This window comes from Janthinobacterium sp. YR213 (assembly GCF_900099875.1).
Lineage (GTDB): Bacteria > Pseudomonadota > Gammaproteobacteria > Burkholderiales > Burkholderiaceae_D > Janthinobacterium > Janthinobacterium lividum.
Genome location: NZ_FNDA01000005.1, coordinates 370652 through 396054 on the forward strand (window position 1 = coordinate 370652; position 25403 = coordinate 396054).

Sequence of the window (25403 nt, forward strand, 5' to 3'; positions counted from 1 at the left end):
AACAGTCAAAAAGTGAAATCGGGCAAAGGGCGAGCAGTCTACAGTACTGGCGGGCAAGTCACATTCCACGCGTCATACTGAGCACCGCTCTTGCGCAGCCAGACGCGGGCGTAGCTGTCGCGGTCGCTCTTGAATACCAGCGCATAACGCTCTTCGGCACGCGGTGCGGCGGCGCCCACGTCGACGGCCGCCAGCGTAAACTTCAGCGCCCGCAACGGGGCACAGGCCGTGTTACCCGCCATCAATAATCGCGCCCGCTCCAGCAGCGGCTTTTGATACAGCAACACGCCTTCCAGCTCGACATCGGGAACGCGCTGCAGCATGCGCACGGGTTCAGCCACCGCGCGGCAGGTGCCACGGTCGAGCCAAGCGTAATACTCCATGCCCGCCTCTTGCCAGCGCGCCTGCTTGCCCTCGCCGTGCAGCACGAACTTGGTGCGTTGCGTACGGCACAGCGCGCCATGTCCACGATACGGCGACGTTTCCACGCTGCCCACCACTTCGCTGCCACGGCCACCGACCACGGGCACGCTCTCGAACACGGTGCGTGCAGCCGGCTCGCCTGGATATTGCTGCGCATAAAATTCCAGCAAGGACGCGCGCTGCTGCGCATCCACCGCCACCGCCTCAGCGGCACTGGCAGAGAGGCACATGGCCGACACTACACACAGCGCCAAGGGGCGCACGAAATAACCTGGCATGGCATTCCTTCAATCTGAGTCCAGGGCGGGTATCGCCCAAGCGCAGATTATATAGTTACCGGGAAATGGCAGGCGGACGCGGCGTCAGGAGGTGCGCAAGGTGGCGCCGCCAGCGAGCAACTTGGCGCCACAGGTGGTGGTATCGCCTTCGAAGGCGATGGCAATGCCGTTGATGCTGTGCCGGGACGAGCCGCCGGAAATCTTGCAGCCCTGATGTCCCTTGATGGGGCAGCTGCACAAATCCCCGACGCAGGCGACAGGAATCCCGTTGACCGTAAAATGCGTGGCGGCACAACTGAGCACCTTGCCGCCATGCGACGTGGCGTCGCCCAAACGGATGACTTTGCGCATACAGCCTCCCGAATTATTGTCCCGCCTGGCTTTCCAGGATGGCTTCCACCGATGGCGCCGCGTAATTGGCCGGATCGACGGCAGGTGTGACGCGGCTGCGGAAGATATCGCCATTGGCATCCTGCTGCCGGCGTTTGGTGTCCGATGGCGGCGTGATGAAGATGATGCTCGCTTCATTATTGTCGCGTAGATTGATCGCCGCACTGGCGCCGCCATCGCGATAGCTGCCCATCACGCCAATGGCCATCTGCATGAACCAGGTCGCCGCACCGGTATTGCCCAGGCGATGATCGGTATTGATGAACTGCGCGCTCTTGCTGCTGTCGATTTCCGGTCCACCCTGTGACGCGTAGTCGTGCAACATGCTTTCCAACATCAGCAACTGCTCGGGCTGGTTTCCAGTCCCTGCCACGATGCGCGCCGCCCCCTTGCCGCGCTCCGCTTCCGGCAAGGTCTGCAGCGCCTGCTGCCAGCCCGCATTGAATATCTTCTGGCGCTGGTCACGCCGCGTGACGGGCTTGCCCTCTTCATCCGCAAATTTGACAAACACGGGCCGATGCACGAAACCGAACGAGGGCAAACGGTCAAAGGTTTCCATCTGTTCCCGGTTCCACGGAATGGGAAACCACGGCGTCGGTTTCCAGTCTCGCGGGGGACGATTTTCCCAGGGGTTGAGTTTGTCGAAAGTATGCAAGCCCACGCCGCGGATATCGGGCCGCTGGGCGAAGGCGGCGGCAGCGGCGAGCCATTCGGCGACGGTGGGTTGACGTTCGCTAAAGGCTTCGGGTCGCTGCTGTTTCGCGCGTGAAGGCAGCGACTGCATGACGTCGTAATACATGCCACGCAGTTTATCCTGGACGAACTTATTCTCCGGGTCATCCCATACAAATGGGCGCAACGGTTCTATTCGTTCGCGGCGTGCCAGGATGAATACCGCCGTGGCATCAGGCATATCTGGAATGAAATATCCATTTACCAATTTCCTTGCAGTGCCTGGCTTACGATTACCATCCCGCGTGCCAACGCTGTCCTCGGAGTGTAAGGCGACGTAGGGTACGTCAGGATGCTTGTCGAAAAAATCAAATACGTCAATAAGCAATTGGTCAGGATGTTCATCCAGCTTCCATGAAGCCAAGGAAAATAGGTGCAAGGGCATTCCCCCCGTGCCAGCGCCAGCCACGAGTCCCGCCATCGGCTCAATCAAACTCGGTTGTGCATTCGGGTCAAGAATAGGGGTTCCTGCATAAAACGAAGGCAGGTTCCAATACATCGGAGTGAAATTGATGCCATTTTCCAGCGCATCGTAGGCTCTGCTACCACTGTCGCCATCCTTGTCATCACCCGTCCAGGGATATTTCTTGGGATCTTGTTCGCGTATGCTCGTGTAAGGACTTCCTTTTTGCAAGGCTCCCCACAATTTACCCTGCCGGTATTTGTCCAGCGTCACACCCAATCCGATCACTTCCAGCACGTACTCCTGCCGTGGCTCCATCGGTTTCTTTGGCTGTTTTTCCTGAACCTGTAATGCAATTTCACGCGCCTGACTTTTCGATAAAGCACCTAACCATAACAAGCCAAAAAATAAAATTACAACAACTATTGATATTCCCAACCAACGAAGCGTCATCATGGTTATCACCTTTTTGCCCGCAGTTTCGGAAAAATAATCGGTCCAAGCGAGTTGCTACCGACGAGACTTCGACACTTCATTTATTTTGCTTTTTTCGCTCACTATTTTTATATTTTTTGTTTGTGATGCTACAATTTTCCACAATGGTCCTGATAGCAAGGGCAGTCCTGCCGGCAAAATCCCAGTGTTGTAATAGTCAATGCTGCCATTGATCACGGCACTTCTCCAGGCCGGTTCTACGGATAAATATGGGGCGAACTCCAATACGAATTTTTCTTTTATCCGTATTCCTTTACGCCCTTTATCGTGGCTCTTCAGGTCCTTCACTCGCCAATCCGCCACCGCACACAGATATGCATAAAACTGCGGATCTGACGACGCCTTGCCACTTCCTATGGCCACGTCATACGCCGTCACCTGGCTGTGATTCTTCGCGCTGCCGATGATGGAACTGTGGAAAGATCTTGGACTCACTTCACGTTGCCAGCGCAAGCGTGACTCATTCGGGCTTTCCTGAATCTGTGCCACGACCTTGCTGTCTGGGTAGCGTTTCGCGGAAACAACTTCGCGTTGATCACGCTTGTCTTTCACGTGTAGTCCTTTTTCCTTGTTGTAGCTTGCCGTCATCAATGCCAACTCTCGTTGACTAAGATATTCTTCCCTTTCGGGAAACTTTTGATAACCTCCCGGGTCAGGACGATATTCGCTGCGTATCTGCATGCCGCTTCCGCTGGTCGGTACTACCGACGCATCGCAGGGATCGACTTCTTCCACAGGTCCCTGATCTTCAGGTTTACGGTTTCGCATCATGGACGTTGTGGGAATATTGGCGGGATCAATTTGCGAGGTGCCACGCAAGTCGGCCGGTACCGGTTGTTTCAACGCTTCGCCAGTGATGGTGCGTACGCCATTGCGCTGTTCCACCTTGCTCAACCTGGTATTGACAGGCCACGCCACCGCCTTGTGTAGCGCACGATGACTACGCAAGGAAACCTCCACATGGGACTGTTCGCTTTCTGTCGCGAGCCTTAGTGGAAAATCAAAAGGTGGCGGTTTCCCAACCAACGACACCGTGGTCTTTCCCGTAGCCGGATCCAGTCTGGTCTTGTTGCTGAATACCCGCTGATAAAACCTGCCGCCCAGTTCCGCCAGCGCGCCGCGTACCTGTTTGTGCTCCACCATCTTGGTATGTCCGGAGGAGATACTGTACCCATCAAGACTGGATGTCTCCTCTTCTTCTATCAATTCACTTCCCGAGGCATAATCGGGCACGCCATCCCATCCTATGCCCTGGATATTATCCAGCGCCACCGTCATATCTTCAGGGCAAAAATACAGATAGACCTTGCGGCGATTGTCGCGGTCCTCTGCACTCTGCCAGCGGCTACCTACCATGCCACGATGTTCGTCCTTCTTCAAGTCGGCAAACGGCGGCATGCAGGGCTGACCGTTACCTTTCGCCACCCCGGCAACTATATTCACCAAGGTCTTCAGACGCGCACCCAGCGTCTGCGCACCACTGAGCAAATGGTAATAGGGCTTCATCGCCGCATCCTCACCGCCATCGAACCAGGCAGCGCCTCGCATCAACAGAGGCAGGCTGTCCACTAGGCTGTACGGCGGATGCGTGAGTATCAAATTATCGGCTGGCGCCAGTCCCTTCTCCATCAACATGGCTTGCGCCAGCAGCGACAGCAGGCAACCCTGGCTATGCGCAACGATGCTGACGGTATCATCCGCATCGTAATCGCGAATCATGGCAATGAGCGCGGCCAGCCGCTGGGCCGCCAGCACCATGTACATGTGTCCAGGCGCCGTCCTTAGTGGCCGCAAGGCATCCCCCATGGGATCGGCTGGCGCATAGATTCCCGGACGCCACATATCGGGCAAATTACTGGTGGCGTTGCCGAAAGGACCTCCTTCCTTGGACAGGTCCTTGTCGAGGCGGTTACCGTAACGGTCGACAAACTGGCCGTTGACGGTACTCGTCTTACCTTCGACTTCACGGTAGCCCCAGTAAAACGGAATCACGGGGCTATCGGTGTCCTTGTCTATCGTGCGCTTGAAGAATACGGCGTCGGGATCGTCTTCCAGCCTGTCCTTGTCCGCCGCCACGGGCATGCGGTAAGAAGCTGGCGTAAAGCCGCGCCCCAGCCTTTGCGTCAAGCCTTCGCACAAGCCATGTTCCACCGCCTTGTAGCTGACGCCCACATCGTTGACGCCATGGATGACGATGACATTTCCCGGCAGGTTGCGGCGTATCTTGACCTTTTTGCACACGCTGCGTTCGCAATGCAGGATCGCCACGTCGTCACCCACGACGTACGGTACTTTCGGATAGCTGCCCATCGCACTCTCCTGGCCTCATCAATCCTTGTTGTTGAATACTTCGATGGCGGCCAGGTGCATTGCCGCGCGCTCCAGCACGTCCGTCTTGCCGCTCCCATCGCTGCGCCCATCGGCCGCCGAACCATCGCCCAGCTTCACGGCGAAGTGCGCCTGCGGCGCCAATTGCGGCGCTGGCGGCACGCCATCGACGGCACTGTCGTCGCCCGCGTACTGAAAGATGAATTGCTGATCGGCCTTGCCTTCGGCAAAGCTTGGCAATTGCACTGCCATGCTTTGCGGGTCGTTGAAGACAAAGTTGGGCGCATTGAACTGCAGCGGCGACTTGCTGCCAAAGGTGATGCCGTCGGCGATGCGGATGAAAGCGCCGTGCTTGGAAATCAACACGATTTCATCGGCCATGCCAATCACCTTGCCTTCGCTGGCCGTCAGCTTCAGGTTTTTCGCCGCATTGATTTCCATGTCGTCATGCTGGCTTTGCAGCAGGAACTTGCCATGGTGGGCGATGGCGCGGATGCCGTCCGCGTGGGAAAACAGCGAGATACCCTTGCCCGCATTCACACTGTAGCGCTGGCCAGCCACCGCCTGCAGGTGCTGCCGCGCCACGGTATCGATGCTGCCGGCGGCGTAGCTGACGATAGCCTTCGAACTGGCAAAGCTGATGCCGGCGGGCGCCGTGACGGCTATCGCCGCCGCCCCACCCAGCTCGGCACGGGGCGCCGTATTGCTGCCGCCTTCCCAGCCTTTCAAGCTGTGCTGCAACTCCTGCTGCGCGTGGTCTTCCTGTTCCAGTGCCTGATGCGTCGCCGCATAGCTGCCCAGCGAGCGAAACAATTCCAGGCAGTTTTCCATCAAGCCCAGATATTCGCTGCGCGCCATGTGGCCGCCATCGCCGTTCAGGCGCTTCCAGGCGGAAATCAGCATGCCCTTGCCCGCCCGCATCGCCAACTGCTCGTCGGTACGCAATTCAGCGCCCTCGCCCCGCGCATCGCCCTGGCCATTGCGCCGGTCCTGCGTCAGCCAGCCCAGGTTGAGCTGGGTGGAACCATGATCGCTGGCAAGCTGGGTGTTGATTTGTCCGTGGACATCATCAAAGCGCAGCTGATTGCCACGCGTGCCCTTGATTTCGCGGCTCTTCATGCCGGACAAATAACGGTTGCCGGGCAAGTCGCCTGCCTTGCTCAAGGCAGCCGGCTGCGCGTTGTGGTTGTACAACTGGCCCACGATAATGGGCCGGTCCGGATCGCCACCGAGAAAGGCCAGCAAGACTTCGCTGCCCACGCGGGGCAAGCCCAGATAGCCGCATTGCAGCATGCTGCCGGGACCGTTACCTGCCCAGCTCGACGCGACGCGCACCCAGGCCGAATCGGCATCCGTATCGGAGGCGCCCGTGCCGCCTGCATGCTCGTGATCCAGCGTGCGCGTAGCGGGAAAGCGCACCTTGACCCGGCCCATCGCGTCGCAATGGACCTCCTCATTTGCCGGCCCCACCACCACGGCGCTTTGCATGGGAACTGGCGGCAGGTCGATGCGCGCATCGTAGGCTGGAACGATGGGCACGCCGCGCCGCACGGCAGCCAGTTCAATATGCATGCGCAAGGGGCCATCGTCCACCGCCGCCGCCAGTTCACGCTGCGGCAGCGATCCGTCATCGGCCAGCCAACGGTTGCGCGCAAACAAACGAGCCACCCTGGCGGCAAGCTCCCTGGGTAGATTATTTTGCGCCGCTACCTGCAGCGATGTGACGACAAAATCGCGCTCGGCCGCTGGCAAGGCGTCGATATCGGGATGCTCGGCCAGGCTGAAGTACTCGCCTGGGCACAGGTCGCGCACGCTGCCTTCGGCGTGAAAGCAGTGGCTCTCGTAATCGTGCTGCTGCATGGCCAGCATGCCCAGCTGGCACAATGCCTCATGATCGTTGCCCGCGCGCGGCGGCAGCACGCGGTAATCATCGAGGGTGGCGGCAATGGCATTGCCATGCATGCCTTGCTGCCCCCGCCCCAAGGCATCGGCAGTCATGAACGGCCGCGCACGCGGGTGCTCCTCATTCCAGCTATAGCGCGTCACCTTGCCCGCCTGCAGCTTGCGCACTTCGCTCCACGACGTCAGGGTATCGCGCTGCTCCGTGGCGCGGTCCGCGTGATAGCGCACGGTGTCCGCCATGTTTTTCCGCAAGCCGTCGGCATGGTTGAACAGCACCAGGGTATGCGCCGGCTCGGCATGTGCATCCGTATTGTCCACGGCACGAAAAAACCAGGCGACCCCACTGCGCTTGAGCAATCGCCGCACAAAGGCCGCATCGGACTCATTGTGCTGCATGACAAATTCGCGCTGCGGGTATGCCTGCGCTTCGAAGAAATCAGCAAACGCATACTGGAAGACGTGCGCCAGCACGGTATTGCTGCGTATCCATTCGTCGAGCAGGGTCTTGACGATCTCGATATCCGTCAGGCGCCGGAAGACGCGCGTATTGCAGCGCTTTTCCATGATGGCGAAGGCGTCCGTCAGCACCAGCTGGTAGCTGGCCAGCGCGCCATCGCTGTCACCGGCGCTCGCTTGCGCGACGATGCCGCAAATACTGCGCAGCTGCCCCTGGTCGGTAACGATATCGATAGCAGCGGGCAAGGCGATCAAACTATTCAGCGGCAAGTCCGCATGCGTCGAGACGCACAGCACGCGGTACTCGATGCCATCACAGATGGCCTCGCTGCCGGCGATACGCTGCGGTATCAGCACATCGGCGGGCACCTTGGGCGATACCCCCAGGCGCAGGCGCAAGGGACGCTGGGCTCCCGATATCGACTCGTCACCGTCCATGGCGCTCTCCTCATTCGCACTTGCATTTAGAGCCTATCCCAGTAGATGAATACATCTCCCGCTGGCGCGCCTCAGAAGCGGGGACTGCGCTGATCGTCGTTGTGTGGCTCGCCACGCGTCCTCCTCACGCCTTGTCCGCGCTCCTGATGTGCTGCCAGCAGAAGACGCTCCCTACTGGGATAGGCTCTTAATCAAGCTGGAGAACCGACAATGCCATGGGATGGCAAGGAAATACTTGATATTTAGTAAGAACCCGACAAGGTTTGCAATACTTCCCTCAAACTTTGCCGCTTGGCCAGCAAAGCGGGATCAAACGCCGTCCATTGCTGCAAGCGCATGGCATACGCCGGCGTCATCATCCAGCCGAACACTTCCGCCTTGTCCTCCTCGGGGCCGTAGGCCGCGTACAGGCTGACGAGGCCTGGCTGCGGGTGGCCCAGGTTCTGGAAGCCCTTGCCGTAGGCCGTGGCGCCGCCCTGACCGTAGGCTGTGCCGGGCGGGTTCAAGGCCAGCCAGGCGGGGTCGCGGTAATAGAAATCATTGAACAGGCGGTACTCGATGAAGTGGTAATACTCATGGTGCACGCGCAGCTCCATGCCCGATGGACACAGGGCGGCCAGCAGGTTGTCGGCATAGACGACGCTGTCGATTTCCGGCGCCGGCATGGCCAGGCGGCGCTGGCCGTCCACGCGCAAATCCTTGACCAGCACGACGTGGCGCAAGCCGGTTTGCGCGAAGACGCTGGCCGGGTAGCGTTCCATGGCCGGCAAGACTATGCTGAGCAACAATTGCAGCCCGGCGCGGTCTTCTTCCGACGCCGTAAAGGCATGCGCCTCGCTGCCGGGCATCGACAAGGTCCAGGCGGGCACCAGATGCAAGGCCGCCAGGCGCGCCGTGGCGATGGCCTGCAATTGCGCCACGCTGGCGTCCTTTGCTGCGATGGGCGCATAGCGCACGTTCCAGTCGCATTCGCTGCGCATGCTGTCTTGCTGGGCGGCACGCTCGAACGCTTGCGCATAAGCGGCCGATGGGGCGGGCGGGCCGACGCTGGCGCAAGCGGACAGCAACGCAAGGGCAAGACAGAACAGGAGGCGGCAAGCAGGCATGGGATCTTTCACAGGCATAAAAAATGGGGCGCAATCGCTGCGCCCCATTGTACAAGCTGCAAGTTTCTCAACCCATCACCGCTGGTAATTCTTGAAGAAATTCCAGCTGATCACGGTGGCGTCCGGACCCAGTTCATCGCTGAACGGCCAGCCGGGAGGACCGCCGCTCCACGCGTGGTTCATGCCTTCCACCGTATACTTTTGCGCGATGACGGCGCCGTTGTGCAGATACGTGTCGATGGAATAGCTGCGGCCGTACGGCACCGTCTGGCGCACGATGCTGTCGGCACGGTAGCGCACGCTGTCATTGTCGAGGCCATCGTCGCCATAATCGCTGGTCTGCAGGAATTGTTCGATGGTTTGCTCGCCGTTGACGGGATTGACGACGATGTCGGAGGTGCCATGGAACACCATTGTCGGCATCAGGCGGCGCGGCGAACCGGAGCAGCGCCAGGCATCCTTGCCCCGTACTTTAGGGTCGAACGAGCTGCCGTTGAACAGCGAGTCGGCAGCCGTGAGCATGCCGATGGCGCCCTTGTACATGCCGCCAGAATGCACCATCACGGCGGCGAACACATCGGAATAACAAGCGGCCATGATGGAGGCCATGGCGCCGCCGGCCGAGATGCCCGTCACATACACACGGCTGTCCTGCACCGCATACTTGTTCTTGACCTTGTTCAAGATGCCCATCAGCACGGCCGGCTCGCCCGTACCCCGCTCCTGGTTCAGCGGCAACATGAAATTCCAGCAGCGCATGGGGTTGGCCGTGGCGTTCTGGCGCGGATAGACAACAATAAAGTTTTCGCTGTCGGCCAGCTGGTTGTAGCGGCTGACGGCGGCCATGCTGTTGGGCTCGGAACCGCAGCCGTGCAGCATCAACACGACGGGCAGCGGCGTGTTCGGATTGTAATTGCTCGGTAGCCAGACCTGATATTCACGTGTACCCCACAGGCTCGCGTACAGGCCGAAATCCCACTGCCCGGCGGCAGCGGGCAGCGCGGCCAGCAAGCCGCAGGCGGCGATCAGTGCAGATAATAAATGACGCAGTTGTTGATTCAGATGTGCCATGCCAGTCTCCTGATTATTATTCACGACGAAAACAGCGACAACCAACCGGCTTGACGCCCGTCAAGCCGGCACTTCTACAACCTCTTAAAATTTGTAGCCAGCCTTGGCGATGATCTGGCGTGGCGGACCATAGAAACCGTCGAGGATGAACACGGCGGGAATGTTGTAGCCATCCGTGCGGTAGCGTTTATTGCCCAGGTTGCTGCCATGCAAGCTGAAGGTCCAGTTCTTCGGCGCTTCCCACACGACGCCAGCCGTCCAGATGCTGTAGCCGCCCTGCGCCAGGGTTTCGCTCAAGTCCGTGGTCGGGTAGACCTTGCTGCGGTAGCCGTAGCCGACCATGCTGCGCAGCGCGCCGCCGAACACGTCGCGGTCCGTGCGCGTCAGGTTCAAGCCCACTTGCCGGGCTGGCGTATTGCTGAACTTTTGCGTATCCGCGATGTTCTTGCCGCCGCTCATGAACTCGTCATAGCCGGCGCTCAGCAAGGCGAGGAAGCCGTTGACTTCCCACTGGCGGTTGGGACGCCACGAGAATTCGAACTCGGCGCCTTTGACGGTGGCCTTGCCCGCATTCGTGAAGTCGCCATAGAAGCCCGGCACGCCGCCCGGCTGCACATAGCTGGTGAACACGGACAACTGGATATCCTTGTAGCGGTTGTAGAACAGGGCCACGTTGGCGTCAAACGTGTCGTCCGGCGCCGCGTACTTCATGCCCACTTCCAGCGCATCGAGTTTTTCATCCTTGTACGGCCGCGCCGAGTCTGGCACCACCAGGTTGTTGGCGCGCACGTTGTAGCCGCCCGACTTGAAACCGCGCGACAGGTTGCTGTAGAAATTCGTCGTCTTTGACGCTTCGTAGCGCACGGACAGTTTCGGCGAGGTATTGTTGACCGACAAGGACTTGTCGAAATCGGCCGCCGTCTGGATAGGCCGCGTAAAGCCCACGTCGGCGAAAGCACGGTTGAGCACGATGGCGCGCTTTTCCTCGCGCGTGTGGCGCAAGCCCGCATTGATGCTCCACACCTTGCCCAGCGGCCAGGTCCAGTCCGTGTATAACGCCGTGCTGTCCGTCTCCACCGTGCTGACGGCGGCCGTGAACTGGCGCCCCAGGAAATTGTTGTAGATGCCGCCGCCGGCCGTGCCTTCGAAGCGGTACAGGCCGATCACGCCGGCGCCGTAATCGCCGCTGTACGAGGCCTGCAATTCCAGGCTCTTCTGTTCGTCACGCGAGTCGCCGAACACGTCGGCGATGGGCAGCGGCAAGCCGTCGAAGTCGATGGTTTGCTCGGACGTGCTGCGCCGCTTGGCGCCGATCACTTTGACGGACCAGTCATTCGACAAGGTGTAGTTGGCCACCAGCGAGCCGCCCCGGTTGTGCGTGAAGTTGTTGCCCGGCATGCCGCTCTGGATGTCATAGGCATCCGTGCTGGCCGGCCGCTTGAGCGGATCGAAGGCGCTCACGCCCATGCGCTGGAAACCGCGCACGCCCGACTTGTCGTCCGTGGCGTCCAGGCTCAGCACGACGGTGAGCGGGATGTCCTGTGGAAAATAGCCGACGGACAGGCGCGCGGCTGTGCTGTCCTGGTCGCTGACCTGTTCGCCGTTGAAGGTGTTGCGGCCGAAACCGTCGCGGTCCAGCTTGGCAGCCGCCAGGCGCGCGCGCCAGGTGCCGTTCTCGTTGGCCACATTGAAGGCGGCCTTGAAGTTGCGCTGGTTGTAATTGCCGATGCCCACTTCCGCCGAGGCGCCGTTTTCCTTCGCCAATGGGCGCGAGATGTACTTGATGGCGCCGCCGATGGTGTTCTTGCCGTACAGGGTGCCTTGCGGGCCGCGCAGCACTTCGATGCGCTGCACGTCGAACACATCGAGCAGGGCGCCTTGCGGACGGGCCATGTAGACATCGTCAAAATATATGCCCACGCCCGGGTCCACGCCCCAGACGGGGTCGGCCTGGCCCACGCCGCGAATGAAGGCCGTCAGGGTGGTATTCGTGCCGCGCGACGCGTACACGGTCAGGTTCGGCACGCGCTCCTGCAAGTCGGCCAGGTTCTGGATATTCGCCCGTTCCAGGGCCTTGGCGGAAAACGCCGTGACGGCCAGCGGCACGTCCTGCAGCCGCTCTTCGCGGCGGCGGGCGGAAACGGTGACGGTTTCCATGCGTTCTTTCGCATCGCTGGCCTCGCTGGCGCTTTGGGCGCTGGTGGCGCCAGACGTGGCGGCCTCCTGTGCCAGGGCCTGGGTGGAAAAGCTGAAGGCACCGGCAACGGCAAGGGCGGCGGGCATCAATTTCAAAGCAAGTTTCATAGCGTCTCCAATGTCAGGCTTGCTTACCGCCAAGGAAGACGGCCGGATTCCAGAATCGCAAGACGTAACGGTACCCGCGCGCGCAATGCGAGCACCTGCCCAGCGATGACTGTTTCCCGGCCCTCGGCCCGTACGGCGAGTGGCCTGTTTATTTTGAATGTAGAGTAAGGAAGGACTGCAACAAGGTATTCACACGCTGCGCCTGGTCCAGAGGCGTGGCGTGGCGCGAGTTCGCGATAATCTCGATCTCGCACTGCTGAAACTGTGCGGCAAAGGCCCGCTTGCTGGCGACGGGCGTGTAATCCTGGTCCGCCGCCATGATGAAGACGGGCATGGCCAGGGCCTGGAAATGAATGTCGATATCCCAGTGGAAAATGGCGTCCAGCGCGGCCAGGTAGGCGCGCTTGTCCATACCCGCCATCTGCGTGGCAAAGCGCTCGACGAGGGCTTGCTGAGCAGGATCGGGAAACAGTTTCTTGCCGATGATCTTGCCCATGGCTTTCAGGCCGAAGGTGGCGATCACCGTGCGGCGCAGCCAGTAGGCAAACAGCAGCGCCGCCGGCTTGCTGCCCTGGAATGGCTGGGAATTGATCAGGCACAAGCTGGCCACGCGGCCGGGGGCGCGGTTGGCCATTTCCAGGCCCACCATGCCGCCCAGGGAAAAGCCGACGATGTGCGCGCGCGGCACGTCTAGCTGGTCCATCAGATTGAAGAGGTCGTTGGCGAAGTCGCCGATCTGCCAGTCGCCGTTTGGCGCGGGACTGGCGCCATGGCCACGCAGGTCTGGCACGATCAGGCGGTAGCTTCTGCCGAGGGCGTCGATTTGCGGGCGCCAGTCTTCGGCGCAGGAACCGAGGCCGTGCAACAACAACACGGGATCGCCCTGCCCTGTCTCGGTTCCGGGATCGAGGTCGAGGTAATGCAATGGAACATCGGATGTCGTGTGACGCCGCATTCTGTCTCCTTGCTGTTGAACATGCTTTGTGTTCAGGTGCAGGAATATATTTTCCTGCTGTTGGAAAACATAATACGGAATCCGAATTCCGATTTCAAGTTAAATCGCTAAATATCTGAAGTCAGGTAATTTAAAGCAACACGCACCAGCTCATCCTCCAGCGCGGCGGCCGATAAAAAGGAGAGCGAGCCCGACAACACGTGCTGGTTCAAGATGCCCAGCAGCACGGGCGGCACCACCATCATCGCCTGCGTGGGATTCGGGTGGCGGATGCTGGACGACTTGCTGGCCAGCACGGCGACCGTGCGCTGCGAAATCAGATGGTTGATCTGGTGCACCTTGTCGCGGAATTGCGCATCCTGCGAGCAACGGGTGATCAAGGCGCGCAACACGCCGCGCCGGCCCATGTTGACGGCCACGAACATGGCCACCATGGCGCGGATGAACTCTTCCAGGCTGCGCCCTTCCCACTGGCGCAGCTCCGTCAGGGTCTCGACCTTTTCCACCATATCGGAAAAAAAACGCTGCAGCAGCAAGCGGCTCAGGGTGTCCTTGTCGCCCAATAAACGGTAAAACGTGCCCACCGAGGTTTCCGCCAGCTTGGCCAGGTCGGCCACGCCGATTTCATCGAAACGGTTTTCCGCCAACAACTGTTCACCCACCAGCAGCAAGCGTTCGAAGGCCAGCTTGCTGCGCGCCTGGGTGGGCTCGGGTGGAACGATCAACTGCGGGAAGGGCATCGGGAAGGAAGGCATGCGGCGTCGGCGTCTCGAAATAGTGGAACCTGGGTTCCGTTATGGGTGCGCGTATTGTAACGCGGGAGACGGCCGATGGGGAGCGCCGCGTGGCGCCCTCGCGTGTGCTACCTGCCCTGCCACTCCATGTAGACGTCGGCGCGCTGGTAATGGGCGTCGCCGGCGGGCCGCGCCACGTGGGTAAAGCCGCTGCTTTCATACAGGCGGATGGCGGGCGCCAGCTTGCTGTTCGACTCCAGGAACAGCAATTGCGCGCCGCTGGCCTCGAAGGCGTCGAAGGCCCGCTCGATCAGCCGGCGCGCGATGCCCAGGCCCTGGCATTCGGGCGTGACGGCCATCTTCGACAGCTCGATGCTGCCATCGCCGGCGTGGATGAGGGCGCAAGTGCCGACGATCTTGCCGTCCAAACGCGCGAGAAAAATCTGTCCGCCGTCGTCGAGGATCGAGCGTTGCGGATCGGACAGCACCTTGTCGTCCAGCGCCTCGACATAGAAATAGCGTTCCAGCCATTCGATATTCAGGCGCTTGAAATCTGCTCCGTACTGCGCCGCATAATGGATGATCTCCACGGCAGCCTGCTCGCGCTGGCGCCGGCAGGCGGCGATCGTCTCGCCGAATCCCTGCGATTGCAGGCGCGCCTCGGCCCGGTCCAGGCTGGCCATCAGCTGCGGCGCGCCCTGCTCGAACACCACATCGACGGCCGCGCGCACATCGTCCCACAGGGGCGCCATGTTATGCAGCAAGGCTTGCCCGGCGTCGGACAGCGCCAGCAGGCGGCGCCGTTCATCCTTGGCGTCCGGCATCTCCGCCACCACGCCCGCATCGAGCAGCTTGCGCCCCAGCTGCACCACCACAGGGTGCGTCTGCCCGATCTGCGCGGCCAGGGCCGTGATCGCCGTCGGGCCATTGTCGCGCAGCAGCAATAACAAAGGGAAACAGCGCGACGTCAGCTCGACGCCGGCCGCCAGATAGCTGGTATCGACGCCGGCATACAGTTGATCGGAAAGACGACGCAGGCGGCTGGCCAGCATCAGGGAGCCGTAGGTTTGCAGGGTGGAAGACATGTTGGGCGGGATATATGTAAGTAGTTACGTATACCCTAACGTAAACCAGTTTCCTTGGTCAAGAAGAAGTATTCGCCGCACAACAGGCACGTCGATGTCAGAACACGCCAGCCTTGCCCGCCTCAAAGGCGTCCTTCCACAGATGGTAGCCCTCCAGTTCGCTTTCATGAACAGCTTCATGGCCTATCAATGAATGCCCCTCCGCCGCGCCCGGACTGCGATTCGGAGCGTGGCCTATCCTGACCGTCCAGCTGCCTTCCAGCGCAGCGGCCTGCGCCTCTTCGGCCGAGTCGAACTCGTATTCGCCGTATGCACAGCCGATGATCAGCAGGTAATCGTCCTCCGTTGCCACGATGTCCTTGCCGCCCATGTAAATCGCCTCGCCGCGGCCGACCTCGACTGTATCTATCTTCAACACCTTGGAAACAGAAAACTTGCCGCCCTCGTCTTGGGAAAGCAACAGGTCTCCTTGCTCGAAAGGAAAAGTTTTATAGTCGGGAGGGAAGAAATTTCCTGCAATCATGAGTACACCTTTCAGTTTATATTTACATCAATCTTCATCGGCCAGCGCCGCTTGCAGCCTGGCTCGGAACACCGCCCCGGCCATCTCGCCCAAGGTCGGCCACACCTGCGTCAGCCAGCGCTTGCCCGCCTCGCTCACCGCCACATACGGCGCGTCGCGCGTGGCGCAGGCCTGGCCAATCGCGATGACTTGCCCCGCATCTTCCAGGCCGCCCGCGATCATGGCGTCGATGGGCAAGGCGATCAACTCGGCGGTCAGATGCGGGCGCAGCAGGCAGGCAGGCGCGATGATGGCGAACGACGCTTCCACATAATTCCAGCAATTGGTGGGCCAGTGGGCGTTTTTCACATTTTCCAGGAAGACAGCATCACTGAGCGTTTCCGGATGGGCTTGCGCCTGCGCATAAAAGGCGGCAAGGGCGACGAGTTGTGGCGGGGAGGTCCAGGTGGGCATCGGTCATTGATCCAGGCAAGCTGCGCCAGGCTGGCGGCAGTGGCGGACTGTAACATGTTCAATTAACACGCTGAAACACCAATGAGCGAGGCATAATCATGGCAGCCGCCACTCTCGCCAGCCACAGCCATGCCAACCGCCTTTGAACCCTGGAAAGCCGAACTTTTAATTGTGGGTAACATCGTCCAGGATGACGATACCTCCACGCCGTCCAATGAAGCGCAGCGGCGCTTCCAGCGCTACTGCGCCATGCTCGATGCGCTGACGGGCACGGAAGGCGCGCAATACGCACTGGCCATTTTTCAATCCGTGCAGGCCGAGCACGACTACGGCGCCTATCAGACGGCCAACCGCACCGCCTGGCGCTTCGGTGAAACAGTGTATTGCACGGCACTACTACACGAACTGCCGCGCCTGATCACCAGCCTGCCCGACTGGGCTGGAGAATTTCTCGTCGGTATCGCCAACGGCGCCGGCACGCCCAGCGCCTCGACCATCACCTGCTTCAACACCGTGCTGGCCACCGCGCCACCGGCGCATCAGGCGCTGATCGCGGCCTTTATTGCACAGGAAGAAGACGACGGCTGGTTCGACCATTGCCCTGGCGTACTGGGGCATCCGTCAAGGCCGGGCGCCTTTCCACTCCCTGTCAACATCACTACTTGAGGAATATGCATGTCGGTCTACGCCATTACCATCCCCTGCTTTGCACAGATGCTGCGCTCCCTGACGACGCTGTTAAATAAAGGCGAGGAACGCGCCCAGACGCTGGGTTTCGATCCCCAAAATCTGCTCGACGCGCGGCTGGCGCCCGATATGCACACCTTGGCGCGCCAGGTGGAATTCACGTGTACCCAGGCGCAGGAAGCCGTGTGCCGACTGACACAGCAAGCGCTGCCCCTGCTCGCCACGCCCGCCAACATGTCGCAAGCCAAGGTGCTGATCGAGGACACCTTGGCCATGCTCGCTTCGGCGGACCGTGCAGCCATCGACGCAGGCGCGCAGCAGCCAGTGTCGATCGCCCTGGCCGGTGGCCTGACCTTCGACATGACGGGCCAGGAATACGCGCTCAACTGGGCCACGCCGCAGTTCTATTTTCACCTGGTGACGGCGTATAACATCCTGCGCCACAACGGCGTGCCACTTGGCAAGGCCGAGTATGTACAACATATGTTTGCGTATGCGCGCCAGCCATAACCACCAGGGCGCCATTGACGGCGAGCGCTATGCGGGCATCATGCCTGGCCACGCTGGCGGCGCCGGTTACCGGCTGTTCCTGCTGCCCGGCGAAGCCGATGCCCTGCCCTGGCAAGCCGCGCTCGACTGGGCCGCGGCACGCGATGCCTGCCTGCCGACGCGCAACGAATTGGCCCTGCTGCACGCCAACTTGCGCCATGTCTTCCCGGACGCCTGGTACTGGTCGTCGGAAGCGGACGCCATCCTGCCCCGCATGGCCTGGAGCCACGATTTCGATAACGGCACCCAGTACAACTTTCGCAAGACCTACTCGGGCCGCGCCTGCGCCGTTCACCGGGTGGCGCTGCCGCCATCGGCCGCCGCGCCCGTCCCTTTGCGGCAGGGCGAACGCTATGCCGGCCTGATCCTCGGCACGGATGGCGCGCCCGATTACCATCTGGTATTGCAGCCGGACAAGTTCGAGCAGGAGTACAACTCGTGGCAAGCCGCATCAGACTGGGCCGCCAGCCTCGGTCACAGCTTGCCGGATCGACGCGAGCAGACCTTGCTGTATGCAACGCTGAAAGATGCGTTCCGGCCAAACTGGCACTGGTCGAGCGAATGGGGCGACATCGAGGACGAAGCGTGGTGCAAGGATTTTGACACGGGCGTCGCTTATCAGAACGCGCGCGAGTTTGACGGCTATGCGCGCTGCGTGCGCCGGGTGCTTGTATAGTGCGCGTTTGCTCAGCCGAGCTGTCCCATCAAGGAAAACCATGCTGTTATCACTCGACGATCCCCTCTGGCCCACCCTGGAAGGCGGCTACCGCGTACCTTACGACGTGGCCGAGGCGCTCAAGGCCATGCAGGCAGGGGAAGACGTGTGGCATGAGCTATGGGAAGAGTTGCACCACCAGGGCGACGTGGGCGTCGCCTCGTATGCTGCCGTGCCCCAGCTCGTCGCCATGCTGGGCGGCGCGCAAGCGCGCGAGGAAGATTTCTATGCGCTCATCGCCCTGATTGAAATCGAGCGCCACCGCCAGCACAATCCGCCTCTGCCGGACTGGCTGGCCGACAGCTACCGCGATGCCTGGGCGCAACTGCCCGCCATCGCCGCGCGCGACTTGCAGGGCCAGCTCGATCCCGTCATGCTGGAATCCGTGTTCGCCGTGCTGGCCCTGGCCAAGGGCAAGCTGCGGCTGGGCGCCGCCCTGATGCACATGGATAGCTCGGAAGTGGACGAATGGCTGGAAGAGCATCTCGGCTGGTCCGAGGTCTACGGCAAGGACGCTTAAGAGTCAGAAACGCTCGTCGCGCAGCGCCGGCATCACCAGTTCGCGCACGAACGAGGCATTCGACAGGCTCAGCAAGGTGCGCACGACGGCGACGACATCATGCACGGGAATCAGCTCGCCTTCGCCCCGTGCGGCAGCGTCCGCCAGCGGCACGGACAAGCCGTCGTAGGTATTCAAGTAGCCCAGCTGCAGCGCCGTCACGGCCAGCCCCTGTTCGCGGAAACCTTCGCGCAAGGCGTCGGCAATGCCGTTCAGCGCGAATTTCGACGCGCTGAACGTCACTTCCGGGCGGCCGCTCTGGCGCAGGCCGGACGTCGAGCCCGTGAGTATCAGCTGCGGCTTGCTGCTGGCAAGCAAGCGCGGCACGAGGCGCTTGAGCAGCAATATCGTTGCCGTAATATTCGTATTGACCATGTCGACGATGGCGTCGTCCGCATCGCCGAGGAAAGCGTAGTCATCGCTGAAGGCCTTTTCCTCCCACACGCCCAGGTTATAGATCACCGCGTCCAGCGCGGCGGGCGCAGCACGCGCGATGCGTTCGACGGCCTCGGCGGGTGCGGCCAGGTCCGCCGCGATCCATTGCAGCTGCGTGCCCTGGCCGGCGGGCAAGTCGGCAGGTTGCTGGCGCGATACGCCGATAACGGCATGGCCGTCAGCGAGCAAACCGTCCACCAGCGCGCGTCCCAGGCCCCGGCTGGCGCCCACGATCATGATATGCATACTGTGTCCTTTCCAATGAAGTCAACGCTGATGATAGCGGCGTTGTATTAAGCACAGCTGAGGCGGCTCCCCCTACGCGCGCGCCTGCCACAGCATTTACTCACGCGGCGGAAATGCGTATGCTAGATCTGGCAATCTCCGATAACACACAAGAACGAGACACATGCCTACTTCCGACACCGCAGCAAGCAACGCCGCAACGCGTCCCCTCACCCAGCAAGACTACAAGACCCTGTCGCTGGCCGCCCTCGGTGGCGCGCTGGAATTCTACGATTTCATCATCTTCGTTTTCTTTGCCAACGCCATCGGCCAGTTGTTCTTCCCGCCGGAAATGCCGGAATGGTTGCGCTTGCTGCAAACCTTCGGCATCTTCGCCGCCGGCTACGTCGTGCGTCCGCTGGGCGGCATCGTCATGGCCCACTTCGGCGACTTGCTGGGCCGCAAACGCATGTTCACCCTGTCCATCCTGATGATGGCCGTGCCGACACTGCTGATCGGCCTGCTGCCCACCTACGCCACCATCGGCCTGGCCGCTCCGCTGCTGCTGCTGTTGATGCGCATCTTCCAGGGCGCGGCCGTGGGCGGCGAAGTGCCGGGCGCTTGGGTGTTTGTGTCCGAACACGTGCCCAGCCGTTTCACGGGTTTTGCCTGCGGCGTGCTGACGGCCGGCCTGACCGTCGGCATCCTGCTCGGTTCGCTGGTGGCGACGGGCTTGAACACCGTCTACACGCCGCAAGAAATCACCGATGGCGCCTGGCGCTATCCATTCCTGCTGGGCGGCATCTTCGGCTTCGGCGCCATGTATTTGCGCCGCTGGCTGCATGAAACGCCGGTGTTTGCGGAAATGCAGCAGCGCAAGGCCCTGGCGACGGAAATGCCCTTGAAATCCGTGCTGCGCAGCCACCGCGGCGCCGTCGTCGTATCGATGCTGCTGACCTGGATGCTGTCGGCCGGCATCGTCGTCGTCATTCTGATGACGCCTGCCCTGCTGCAAAAGATCCACCACATCGCGCCGCGCACCACGCTGGTGGCCAATACCGTTGCGACCCTGTGCCTGGCTTTCGGTTGCATCATCGCCGGCATGCTGGCCGACCGCCTGGGCGGCAAGCGCGTGATCTTCGTCGGTTCCGTGCTGCTGGCCATTTCCACGTACCTCTTCTACACCACCGTCGGCAGCCGCCCCGACCTGCTGCTGCCCCTGTACGCGATGACGGGCCTGTTCGTCGGCGTCGTCGGCGCCGTGCCCTACGTGCTCGTGCAAGCGTTTCCGGCCCAGGTGCGCTTCTCGGGACTGTCGTTTTCCTACAACTTGTCGTACGCCATTTTCGGCGGCCTGACACCCGTAGTCGTCACCCTCATGCTGAAGAACAACGTGCTGGGCCCCGCCTATTACGTGATCGGCGTGTGCGTGGTGGGCATGCTGACGGCGCTGTTCATCAAGGACCAGCGGCAGACGGTGGGACGTTAAATCAGCCGCCAGCGAGCCAAGCCACCTTCGGGTGGCTTTTTTTTCGCCCTGATTTGTCGCGCTGCACCAAAATCTGAAAAGGCGTTTCACATCGCGGAATTTCAAACGGCAGACTCATCCATTAATGCTCTCACTTTTTGAAAATTAATTTCACATCCTGAAAAATTATAATTAAGTCGTTGAAAAAGAACGATTAAATTTAAGTTATATGTCTTATATAAGACTTGAAGATCGGCGCGAATCGGCCTACTATTTAGTCATGCAGTTTGCTTCGACAAGACGTTGTGGCGCACTCGGCGATTTTCTCAAACATAGCTTTTCTTTTTAGGAGATTCACATGTCCCAATATCAAGACGACATCAAGGCTGTTGCTGGTTTGAAAGACCAACAAGGTAGCGCCTGGAACGCCATCAATCCCGAGTCCGCCGCCCGCATGCGCGCGCAGAACAAGTTCAAGACCGGCCTGGACATCGCCAAGTACACGGCAAAGATCATGCGCAACGACATGGCCGCCTACGATGCAGACCCATCCAAGTACACCCAGTCGCTCGGTTGCTGGCATGGTTTCATCGGTCAACAGAAGATGATCTCGATCAAGAAGCACTTCAACAGCACCGACCGCCGCTACCTCTACCTGTCCGGCTGGATGGTCGCCGCCCTGCGCTCCGAGTTCGGCCCGCTGCCGGACCAGTCGATGCACGAGAAAACCGCCGTCTCGGCCCTGATCAAGGAGCTGTACACCTTCCTGCGCCAGGCCGATGCCCGCGAACTGGGCGGCCTGTTCCGCCAGCTGGACGCGGCCCAGGGCGATGCCAAGCAAGCCATCCAGGCCAAGATCGACGGCCACGTGACCCACGTCGTGCCCATCATCGCCGACATCGATGCCGGTTTCGGCAATGCCGAAGCCACCTATTTGCTGGCGAAACAGTTCATCGAAGCGGGCGCCTGCTGCATCCAGATCGAAAACCAGGTATCCGACGAGAAACAATGCGGCCACCAGGACGGTAAAGTCACGGTGCCGCACGAAGACTTCCTGGCCAAGATCCGCGCCATCCGCTACGCCTTCCTGGAACTGGGCGTGGACGACGGCATCATCGTCGCCCGCACCGATTCGCTGGGCGCCGGCCTGACCAAGCAGATCGCCGTCACCAACGAGCCAGGCGACCTGGGCGACCAATACAATTCCTTCCTCGACTGCGAAGAAGTGTCGGCCGACGCGCTGGGCAATGGCGACGTCATCATCAAGCGCGAAGGCAAGCTGCTGCGTCCGAAACGCCTGCCGAGCAATCTGTTCCAGTTCCGCGCCGGTTCCGGCGAAGAACGTTGCGTGCTCGACTGCATCACCTCCTTGCAAAACGGCGCCGACCTGCTGTGGATCGAAACGGAAAAACCGCATATCGCGCAAATCGGCGGCATGGTCAGCGAAATCCGCAAGGTCATCCCGAACGCCAAGCTGGTGTACAACAACAGCCCATCGTTCAACTGGACCCTGAACTTCCGCCAGCAAATCTTCGACGGCATGAAAGCGGCAGGCAAGGACGTGTCCGCCTACGACCGCGCCCAGCTGATGAGCGTGGAATACGACCAGACGGAACTGGCGATCGCCGCCGACGAGAAAATCCGCACCTTCCAGGCCGACTCGGCCCGCGAAGCCGGCATCTTCCACCACCTGATCACCCTGCCGACCTACCACACGGCAGCCTTGTCGACCGACAACCTGGCCAAGGAATACTTCGGCGACCAGGGCATGCTGGGCTACGTGGCCGGCGTGCAGCGCAAGGAAATCCGCCAGGGCATCGCCTGCGTGAAACATCAAAACATGTCCGGCTCGGACATCGGCGACGACCACAAGGATTACTTCAGCGGCGAAGCGGCGCTGAAGGCGGCTGGTAAAGACAATACGATGAACCAGTTCTGAGTTTTTGGTTTGGTTGTAGAGTAAGAAGGCCCGCTTTGGCGGGCTTTTTTGCGTCTGAGCAGTGGGCAGGCGGCAGTTTCGTAGGTCGGGTTAGCGGAACGCGTAAGCCGACATGCACAGGCACATGCGTGGCTTGGTGAGGCTGCTTGTTGAATACAAAAAACCGCTTCTGCGAGCTTTTTTGCATTTGAAGCCTTGTATTGCAGCGACTATGCTGAAACACACGCTCAGGTCAATCACAGGGAGCGGCCATGTATATTCCCGTTGTCATTTTTAAAGATGCAGGTAGCGTGTACGGCGTGAACGTCCCCGATATCAAAGGCGTCCACTCGTGGGGCGATAGCGTGGAAGACGCGCTCAACAACGTCCGGACAGCCATCACCAGCCACATCGAGACACTGCTGGAGCTGGGCGAGCCAGTGGAAATAACGCAAAGCAAGATCGAAGCTCTACAGGCCAATCCTGAGCATGCGGGTGGCATCTGGGCACTGGTCCATCTCGACCTAGAAAAACTCGATAGCAAGCCCGAACGCATCAACATCAGCCTGCCGCGCTTTGTGCTGAGCAAGATCGACCGCTATGCGGCAGCGCGGCACGAGACGCGCAGCGGCCTGCTGTCGCGTGCCGCGCTCAGCTTGATCGAGGCCGAAGCCAAGGGCGGTGGTGCGCGGTGATGCCAAAATGACTTAATGGCAGTCGATATCGATCTCGTTCTGCCCGGCCTTGCTGCCTTTCCTGTAGGTAAATTCGCAAAGGCTGACACTGTCGTCCATTCGCCTCGACAGCGTTACTTCACCATGCACGCCGTAGCCGCATTGCAGCCACTTGCCGTCCGGATAGCGGCCTTCCAGACGGTAGCTGAGCGTCGTTTGCCCTTTCTTTTTGCGCTCCCCGCTGGGCACCAGCTGCCCCCTGCGCTCCGGCGCGCCATCGATCGGCGCTGCGGCGCTCAGGTAGAGCGGGCTGCCGATATACGGCGTCCAGCCGGCCGGTACGCCGGTCAGGCTGATCGATGCCGCAGGCACGCTCTCCGGGCAAGCATATGAGGCAGTCATGGCTGCCTGCGCGAGCGCCGGGAAAATGCAGCAGGCGGCGCCGGTCAACAAACGTTTAGGTTGCATGGATACTCCCCTATTCGATGACGAAAAAAGCATCGGCATTGTTGCTGGGGTCGATATGCAAGCCATTCTTGTACTGGCCTTTGGAACGCAAGGTGCGCGAAGTCACGATGCCCGGGCGCTTGCCCGTCCACTGCTCCATGACGAGGATACCGTCCAGCGCCTGCCCCATATACAGGGCCGCGTGATTGCCTTGTTGATGATTCGCATACTTACCGTTGATAAACGTGGCAATGGCTGTGCCTTTGCGCAGCAAACGATTTCCCAGCACTGCTTCCCCCCTGCTTCCAGGCTGATGTCGCAGGCGCACCCGCGTAGTGGCGAACCAGCGCAACGCATTGGTGGTTGCCGACCATGGTGGTTTTTTCCAGGTCGGTGAGTGGCTCTCCTGACTTTGTGGGAGAGCCTTACGATACATTGGAGAAACTACGAGGGAATTGCGAAGCGACAAGGATTGCGTAAAGAAAAATCGCAGACATAGTTTAGAAATTCTTCTTTGCAGAATCTGCCTCCAACTTTTCACGCAGCACTCATCGCAAAATATATAGAGAAATTTCCTACTATATGTCTTACGCCGCTGCCTCACTCAATACGATCGGAATTTCGACAACCGCCGGAATCGTCGATTTATTTTTTATCCCAAATGGGATATGAACGGATGGTACCACTGAGCTCGCTGAGTCCAAGTGACCGGACTGATCATCGAAAAATATATGCGGACGCAAAACACCTAATACCAGCCCCTTTTCAACCCCACCTAAAAAGAATGCATCATTAGCATTTACCCCCCAGCTCTTTAAGGTTTTTAATGCACGTTCGTGAGATGGAGCGTTTCTCGCTGTAACAATAGACACGCGCAAGCGATTTTTATAGTCCGGGTTCGATAATTTCTTCTCATCTTCCAATTTTTGAATTTTTGAAACCTTAACTAAAAAATCTTTTAGAGGGCCAGGGTTATGTGGCAGCATTACGTTCAACTTCTCATGAGAATGAAACTGCACCAAATCATTTGTCGTATGCATAATAGTTTCCGACTCGTCATCCGCCAATACACCATCGAAATCGAAAGCAATTCGCAAACTATCGTCTGCCGCGTCGTCTACAATCGTCGACGCCAAAACATGTCCAGCAGGAAATTTTAAAGCTATAGCTTCCGTAACATCTTTTTTATTTCCTGATAAAAATAAAGAAATATTTAACGCTGGAATGTACTCATAAGACGACTTCCCCTCCATAAAAATGGCACGGGTGATATCCAACCCATGATGGGAAATTGACTTCATCACACGCAAACCTGTGTCAGGAGAATTTCTAGAAAGTAAAACAACCTCTACAAGAGGATCTTTAACGGGATCAACACTTAAATCATTTAAAGATAAGAGTCTCTTAACGAATGAAAAAATCATTCCCTTATCCAAAGGAGTATCGACTTTATTTTCTTGATAAATTCTATATTCCGCTTCGCCCTTACTTCTAAACACCTCATCTGACTCTGTGAGATCAAATAGTGCACTAGATGCAACACCGATGACCAATCGATCTTCTAAATTATATGGCATAGAAATCTCCCATAAAAAAATATTAAAAATTAACATCTTCCAATAACGAAAATATCACTAAAAAGTGAAAATA

The 25403-nt window shown here is 59.7% G+C and carries 25 protein-coding genes; 7 read left to right on the forward strand and 18 right to left on the reverse strand.

Going from position 1 to position 25403, the window contains the following annotated elements; translation table 11 throughout:
• Positions 1–38: 38 nt before the first annotated feature.
• The 13 genes from BLT98_RS22730 to BLT98_RS22790 all read right to left on the reverse strand — a co-directional run bounded on the left by BLT98_RS22730 (position 39) and on the right by BLT98_RS22790 (position 16076).
• On the reverse strand, positions 39–701 hold the full coding sequence (locus BLT98_RS22730) for a hypothetical protein (RefSeq protein WP_070282410.1): 663 nt from the start codon (positions 699–701) through the stop codon (positions 39–41).
• Between the two features lie 84 nt (positions 702–785).
• A complete protein-coding gene (locus tag BLT98_RS22735) occupies positions 786–1052 on the reverse strand; it encodes a PAAR domain-containing protein (RefSeq protein WP_092611712.1) in 267 nt (88 codons plus the stop codon).
• A 13-nt stretch (positions 1053–1065) separates the two neighbouring features.
• Positions 1066–2682: a type VI lipase adapter Tla3 domain-containing protein gene (locus BLT98_RS22740; protein WP_092611714.1), complete on the reverse strand. Its 1617-nt coding sequence runs from the start codon at positions 2680–2682 to the stop codon at positions 1066–1068.
• 54 nt (positions 2683–2736) lie between these two features.
• Entirely contained in the window at positions 2737–5031 is a 2295-nt protein-coding gene (locus BLT98_RS22745) for a T6SS effector phospholipase Tle3 domain-containing protein (RefSeq protein ID WP_092611717.1), read from the reverse strand.
• Between the two features lie 18 nt (positions 5032–5049).
• Complete coding sequence (locus tag BLT98_RS22750; protein WP_092611720.1) at positions 5050–7845, reverse strand: type VI secretion system Vgr family protein; 2796 nt, start codon at positions 7843–7845, stop codon at positions 5050–5052.
• Positions 7846–8087: 242 nt separating this feature from the next.
• Positions 8088–8951, reverse strand: coding sequence for a hypothetical protein (locus BLT98_RS22755; RefSeq protein ID WP_139179355.1), 864 nt, complete (start codon positions 8949–8951; stop codon positions 8088–8090).
• Between the two features lie 75 nt (positions 8952–9026).
• Positions 9027–10022: an extracellular catalytic domain type 1 short-chain-length polyhydroxyalkanoate depolymerase gene (locus tag BLT98_RS22760; RefSeq protein WP_070281050.1), complete on the reverse strand. Its 996-nt coding sequence runs from the start codon at positions 10020–10022 to the stop codon at positions 9027–9029.
• An 84-nt stretch (positions 10023–10106) separates the two neighbouring features.
• Positions 10107–12326, reverse strand: a complete 2220-nt coding sequence (locus BLT98_RS22765; protein ID WP_211615074.1) for a TonB-dependent receptor — start codon at positions 12324–12326, stop codon at positions 10107–10109.
• A 148-nt stretch (positions 12327–12474) separates the two neighbouring features.
• Complete coding sequence (locus BLT98_RS22770; protein ID WP_092611724.1) at positions 12475–13281, reverse strand: alpha/beta fold hydrolase; 807 nt, start codon at positions 13279–13281, stop codon at positions 12475–12477.
• Between the two features lie 107 nt (positions 13282–13388).
• A complete protein-coding gene (locus tag BLT98_RS22775) occupies positions 13389–14036 on the reverse strand; it encodes a TetR/AcrR family transcriptional regulator (protein ID WP_211615077.1) in 648 nt (215 codons plus the stop codon).
• A gap of 107 nt (positions 14037–14143) precedes the next feature.
• Entirely contained in the window at positions 14144–15100 is a 957-nt protein-coding gene (locus BLT98_RS22780; RefSeq protein WP_092611728.1) for a bifunctional helix-turn-helix transcriptional regulator/GNAT family N-acetyltransferase, read from the reverse strand.
• Between the two features lie 97 nt (positions 15101–15197).
• Positions 15198–15623 carry a hypothetical protein gene (locus BLT98_RS22785; RefSeq protein ID WP_092611730.1) on the reverse strand — a complete coding sequence of 142 codons (426 nt, stop codon included), beginning with the start codon at positions 15621–15623 and terminating at the stop codon, positions 15198–15200.
• Positions 15624–15650: 27 nt separating this feature from the next.
• Positions 15651–16076 carry a hypothetical protein gene (locus BLT98_RS22790; protein WP_092611732.1) on the reverse strand — a complete coding sequence of 142 codons (426 nt, stop codon included), beginning with the start codon at positions 16074–16076 and terminating at the stop codon, positions 15651–15653.
• Between the two features lie 171 nt (positions 16077–16247).
• Between BLT98_RS22790 and BLT98_RS22795 the strand changes: the two genes are divergently transcribed.
• The 4 genes from BLT98_RS22795 to BLT98_RS22810 are packed head-to-tail and all read left to right on the forward strand — an operon-like array spanning position 16248 to position 18547.
• Positions 16248–16742 (forward strand): hypothetical protein, encoded by a 495-nt coding sequence (locus BLT98_RS22795; protein WP_092611734.1) that lies wholly within the window; start codon positions 16248–16250, stop codon positions 16740–16742.
• Between the two features lie 9 nt (positions 16743–16751).
• Positions 16752–17273 (forward strand): DUF1993 domain-containing protein, encoded by a 522-nt coding sequence (locus BLT98_RS22800; RefSeq protein WP_092611736.1) that lies wholly within the window; start codon positions 16752–16754, stop codon positions 17271–17273.
• Complete coding sequence (locus tag BLT98_RS22805; RefSeq protein ID WP_092611738.1) at positions 17257–17988, forward strand: Lcl C-terminal domain-containing protein; 732 nt, start codon at positions 17257–17259, stop codon at positions 17986–17988. Before BLT98_RS22800 ends, BLT98_RS22805 begins: the two co-directional genes overlap by 17 nt.
• Before the next feature lie 40 nt (positions 17989–18028).
• Entirely contained in the window at positions 18029–18547 is a 519-nt protein-coding gene (locus tag BLT98_RS22810) for a hypothetical protein (protein ID WP_092611741.1), read from the forward strand.
• Between the two features lie 3 nt (positions 18548–18550).
• On the opposite strand, the gene BLT98_RS22815 is transcribed toward BLT98_RS22810, so the two are convergent.
• The gene (locus BLT98_RS22815) at positions 18551–19267 is read right to left on the reverse strand and encodes an SDR family NAD(P)-dependent oxidoreductase (RefSeq protein WP_092611744.1); all 717 of its coding nucleotides are present in this window, start codon (positions 19265–19267) and stop codon (positions 18551–18553) included.
• Positions 19268–19430: 163 nt separating this feature from the next.
• Between BLT98_RS22815 and BLT98_RS22820 the strand changes: the two genes are divergently transcribed.
• From BLT98_RS22820 to BLT98_RS22830, 3 genes are all read left to right on the forward strand, one after another.
• Positions 19431–20735 (forward strand): MFS transporter, encoded by a 1305-nt coding sequence (locus BLT98_RS22820; RefSeq protein WP_092611746.1) that lies wholly within the window; start codon positions 19431–19433, stop codon positions 20733–20735.
• Positions 20736–21072: 337 nt separating this feature from the next.
• Complete coding sequence (locus tag BLT98_RS22825; RefSeq protein ID WP_034784508.1) at positions 21073–22653, forward strand: isocitrate lyase; 1581 nt, start codon at positions 21073–21075, stop codon at positions 22651–22653.
• A 251-nt stretch (positions 22654–22904) separates the two neighbouring features.
• Positions 22905–23327 (forward strand): type II toxin-antitoxin system HicB family antitoxin, encoded by a 423-nt coding sequence (locus tag BLT98_RS22830; protein WP_092611749.1) that lies wholly within the window; start codon positions 22905–22907, stop codon positions 23325–23327.
• A 12-nt stretch (positions 23328–23339) separates the two neighbouring features.
• Here the strand turns inward: BLT98_RS22830 and BLT98_RS22835 are convergent, their stop codons facing one another.
• The 4 genes from BLT98_RS22835 to BLT98_RS22845 all read right to left on the reverse strand — a co-directional run bounded on the left by BLT98_RS22835 (position 23340) and on the right by BLT98_RS22845 (position 25330).
• Entirely contained in the window at positions 23340–23774 is a 435-nt protein-coding gene (locus BLT98_RS22835) for an STY0301 family protein (protein ID WP_139179356.1), read from the reverse strand.
• A 10-nt stretch (positions 23775–23784) separates the two neighbouring features.
• Positions 23785–24027, reverse strand: coding sequence for a BPSL0067 family protein (locus BLT98_RS22840; protein WP_244517644.1), 243 nt, complete (start codon positions 24025–24027; stop codon positions 23785–23787).
• Complete coding sequence (locus tag BLT98_RS29730; RefSeq protein ID WP_348272742.1) at positions 23984–24127, reverse strand: BPSL0067 family protein; 144 nt, start codon at positions 24125–24127, stop codon at positions 23984–23986. Before BLT98_RS29730 ends, BLT98_RS22840 begins: the two co-directional genes overlap by 44 nt.
• A gap of 213 nt (positions 24128–24340) precedes the next feature.
• Positions 24341–25330: a 5'-nucleotidase gene (locus tag BLT98_RS22845; RefSeq protein WP_092612061.1), complete on the reverse strand. Its 990-nt coding sequence runs from the start codon at positions 25328–25330 to the stop codon at positions 24341–24343.
• Positions 25331–25403 lie beyond the last annotated feature (73 nt).

Coding starts and splice junctions, on each gene's coding strand:
- BLT98_RS22730 (WP_070282410.1), bottom strand. CDS start 701: ATGCCAGGTTATTTCGTGCGCCCCTTGGCGCTGTGTGTAGTGTCGGCC.
- BLT98_RS22735 (WP_092611712.1), bottom strand. CDS start 1,052: ATGCGCAAAGTCATCCGTTTGGGCGACGCCACGTCGCATGGCGGCAAG.
- BLT98_RS22740 (WP_092611714.1), bottom strand. CDS start 2,682: ATGATGACGCTTCGTTGGTTGGGAATATCAATAGTTGTTGTAATTTTA.
- BLT98_RS22745 (WP_092611717.1), bottom strand. CDS start 5,031: ATGGGCAGCTATCCGAAAGTACCGTACGTCGTGGGTGACGACGTGGCG.
- BLT98_RS22750 (WP_092611720.1), bottom strand. CDS start 7,845: ATGGACGGTGACGAGTCGATATCGGGAGCCCAGCGTCCCTTGCGCCTG.
- BLT98_RS22755 (WP_139179355.1), bottom strand. CDS start 8,951: ATGCCTGCTTGCCGCCTCCTGTTCTGTCTTGCCCTTGCGTTGCTGTCC.
- BLT98_RS22760 (WP_070281050.1), bottom strand. CDS start 10,022: ATGGCACATCTGAATCAACAACTGCGTCATTTATTATCTGCACTGATC.
- BLT98_RS22765 (WP_211615074.1), bottom strand. CDS start 12,326: ATGAAACTTGCTTTGAAATTGATGCCCGCCGCCCTTGCCGTTGCCGGT.
- BLT98_RS22770 (WP_092611724.1), bottom strand. CDS start 13,281: ATGCGGCGTCACACGACATCCGATGTTCCATTGCATTACCTCGACCTC.
- BLT98_RS22775 (WP_211615077.1), bottom strand. CDS start 14,036: ATGCCTTCCTTCCCGATGCCCTTCCCGCAGTTGATCGTTCCACCCGAG.
- BLT98_RS22780 (WP_092611728.1), bottom strand. CDS start 15,100: ATGTCTTCCACCCTGCAAACCTACGGCTCCCTGATGCTGGCCAGCCGC.
- BLT98_RS22785 (WP_092611730.1), bottom strand. CDS start 15,623: ATGATTGCAGGAAATTTCTTCCCTCCCGACTATAAAACTTTTCCTTTC.
- BLT98_RS22790 (WP_092611732.1), bottom strand. CDS start 16,076: ATGCCCACCTGGACCTCCCCGCCACAACTCGTCGCCCTTGCCGCCTTT.
- BLT98_RS22800 (WP_092611736.1), top strand. CDS start 16,752: ATGTCGGTCTACGCCATTACCATCCCCTGCTTTGCACAGATGCTGCGC.
- BLT98_RS22805 (WP_092611738.1), top strand. CDS start 17,257: ATGCGCGCCAGCCATAACCACCAGGGCGCCATTGACGGCGAGCGCTAT.
- BLT98_RS22810 (WP_092611741.1), top strand. CDS start 18,029: ATGCTGTTATCACTCGACGATCCCCTCTGGCCCACCCTGGAAGGCGGC.
- BLT98_RS22815 (WP_092611744.1), bottom strand. CDS start 19,267: ATGCATATCATGATCGTGGGCGCCAGCCGGGGCCTGGGACGCGCGCTG.
- BLT98_RS22820 (WP_092611746.1), top strand. CDS start 19,431: ATGCCTACTTCCGACACCGCAGCAAGCAACGCCGCAACGCGTCCCCTC.
- BLT98_RS22825 (WP_034784508.1), top strand. CDS start 21,073: ATGTCCCAATATCAAGACGACATCAAGGCTGTTGCTGGTTTGAAAGAC.
- BLT98_RS22830 (WP_092611749.1), top strand. CDS start 22,905: ATGTATATTCCCGTTGTCATTTTTAAAGATGCAGGTAGCGTGTACGGC.
- BLT98_RS22835 (WP_139179356.1), bottom strand. CDS start 23,774: ATGCAACCTAAACGTTTGTTGACCGGCGCCGCCTGCTGCATTTTCCCG.
- BLT98_RS29730 (WP_348272742.1), bottom strand. CDS start 24,127: ATGGTCGGCAACCACCAATGCGTTGCGCTGGTTCGCCACTACGCGGGT.
- BLT98_RS22845 (WP_092612061.1), bottom strand. CDS start 25,330: ATGCCATATAATTTAGAAGATCGATTGGTCATCGGTGTTGCATCTAGT.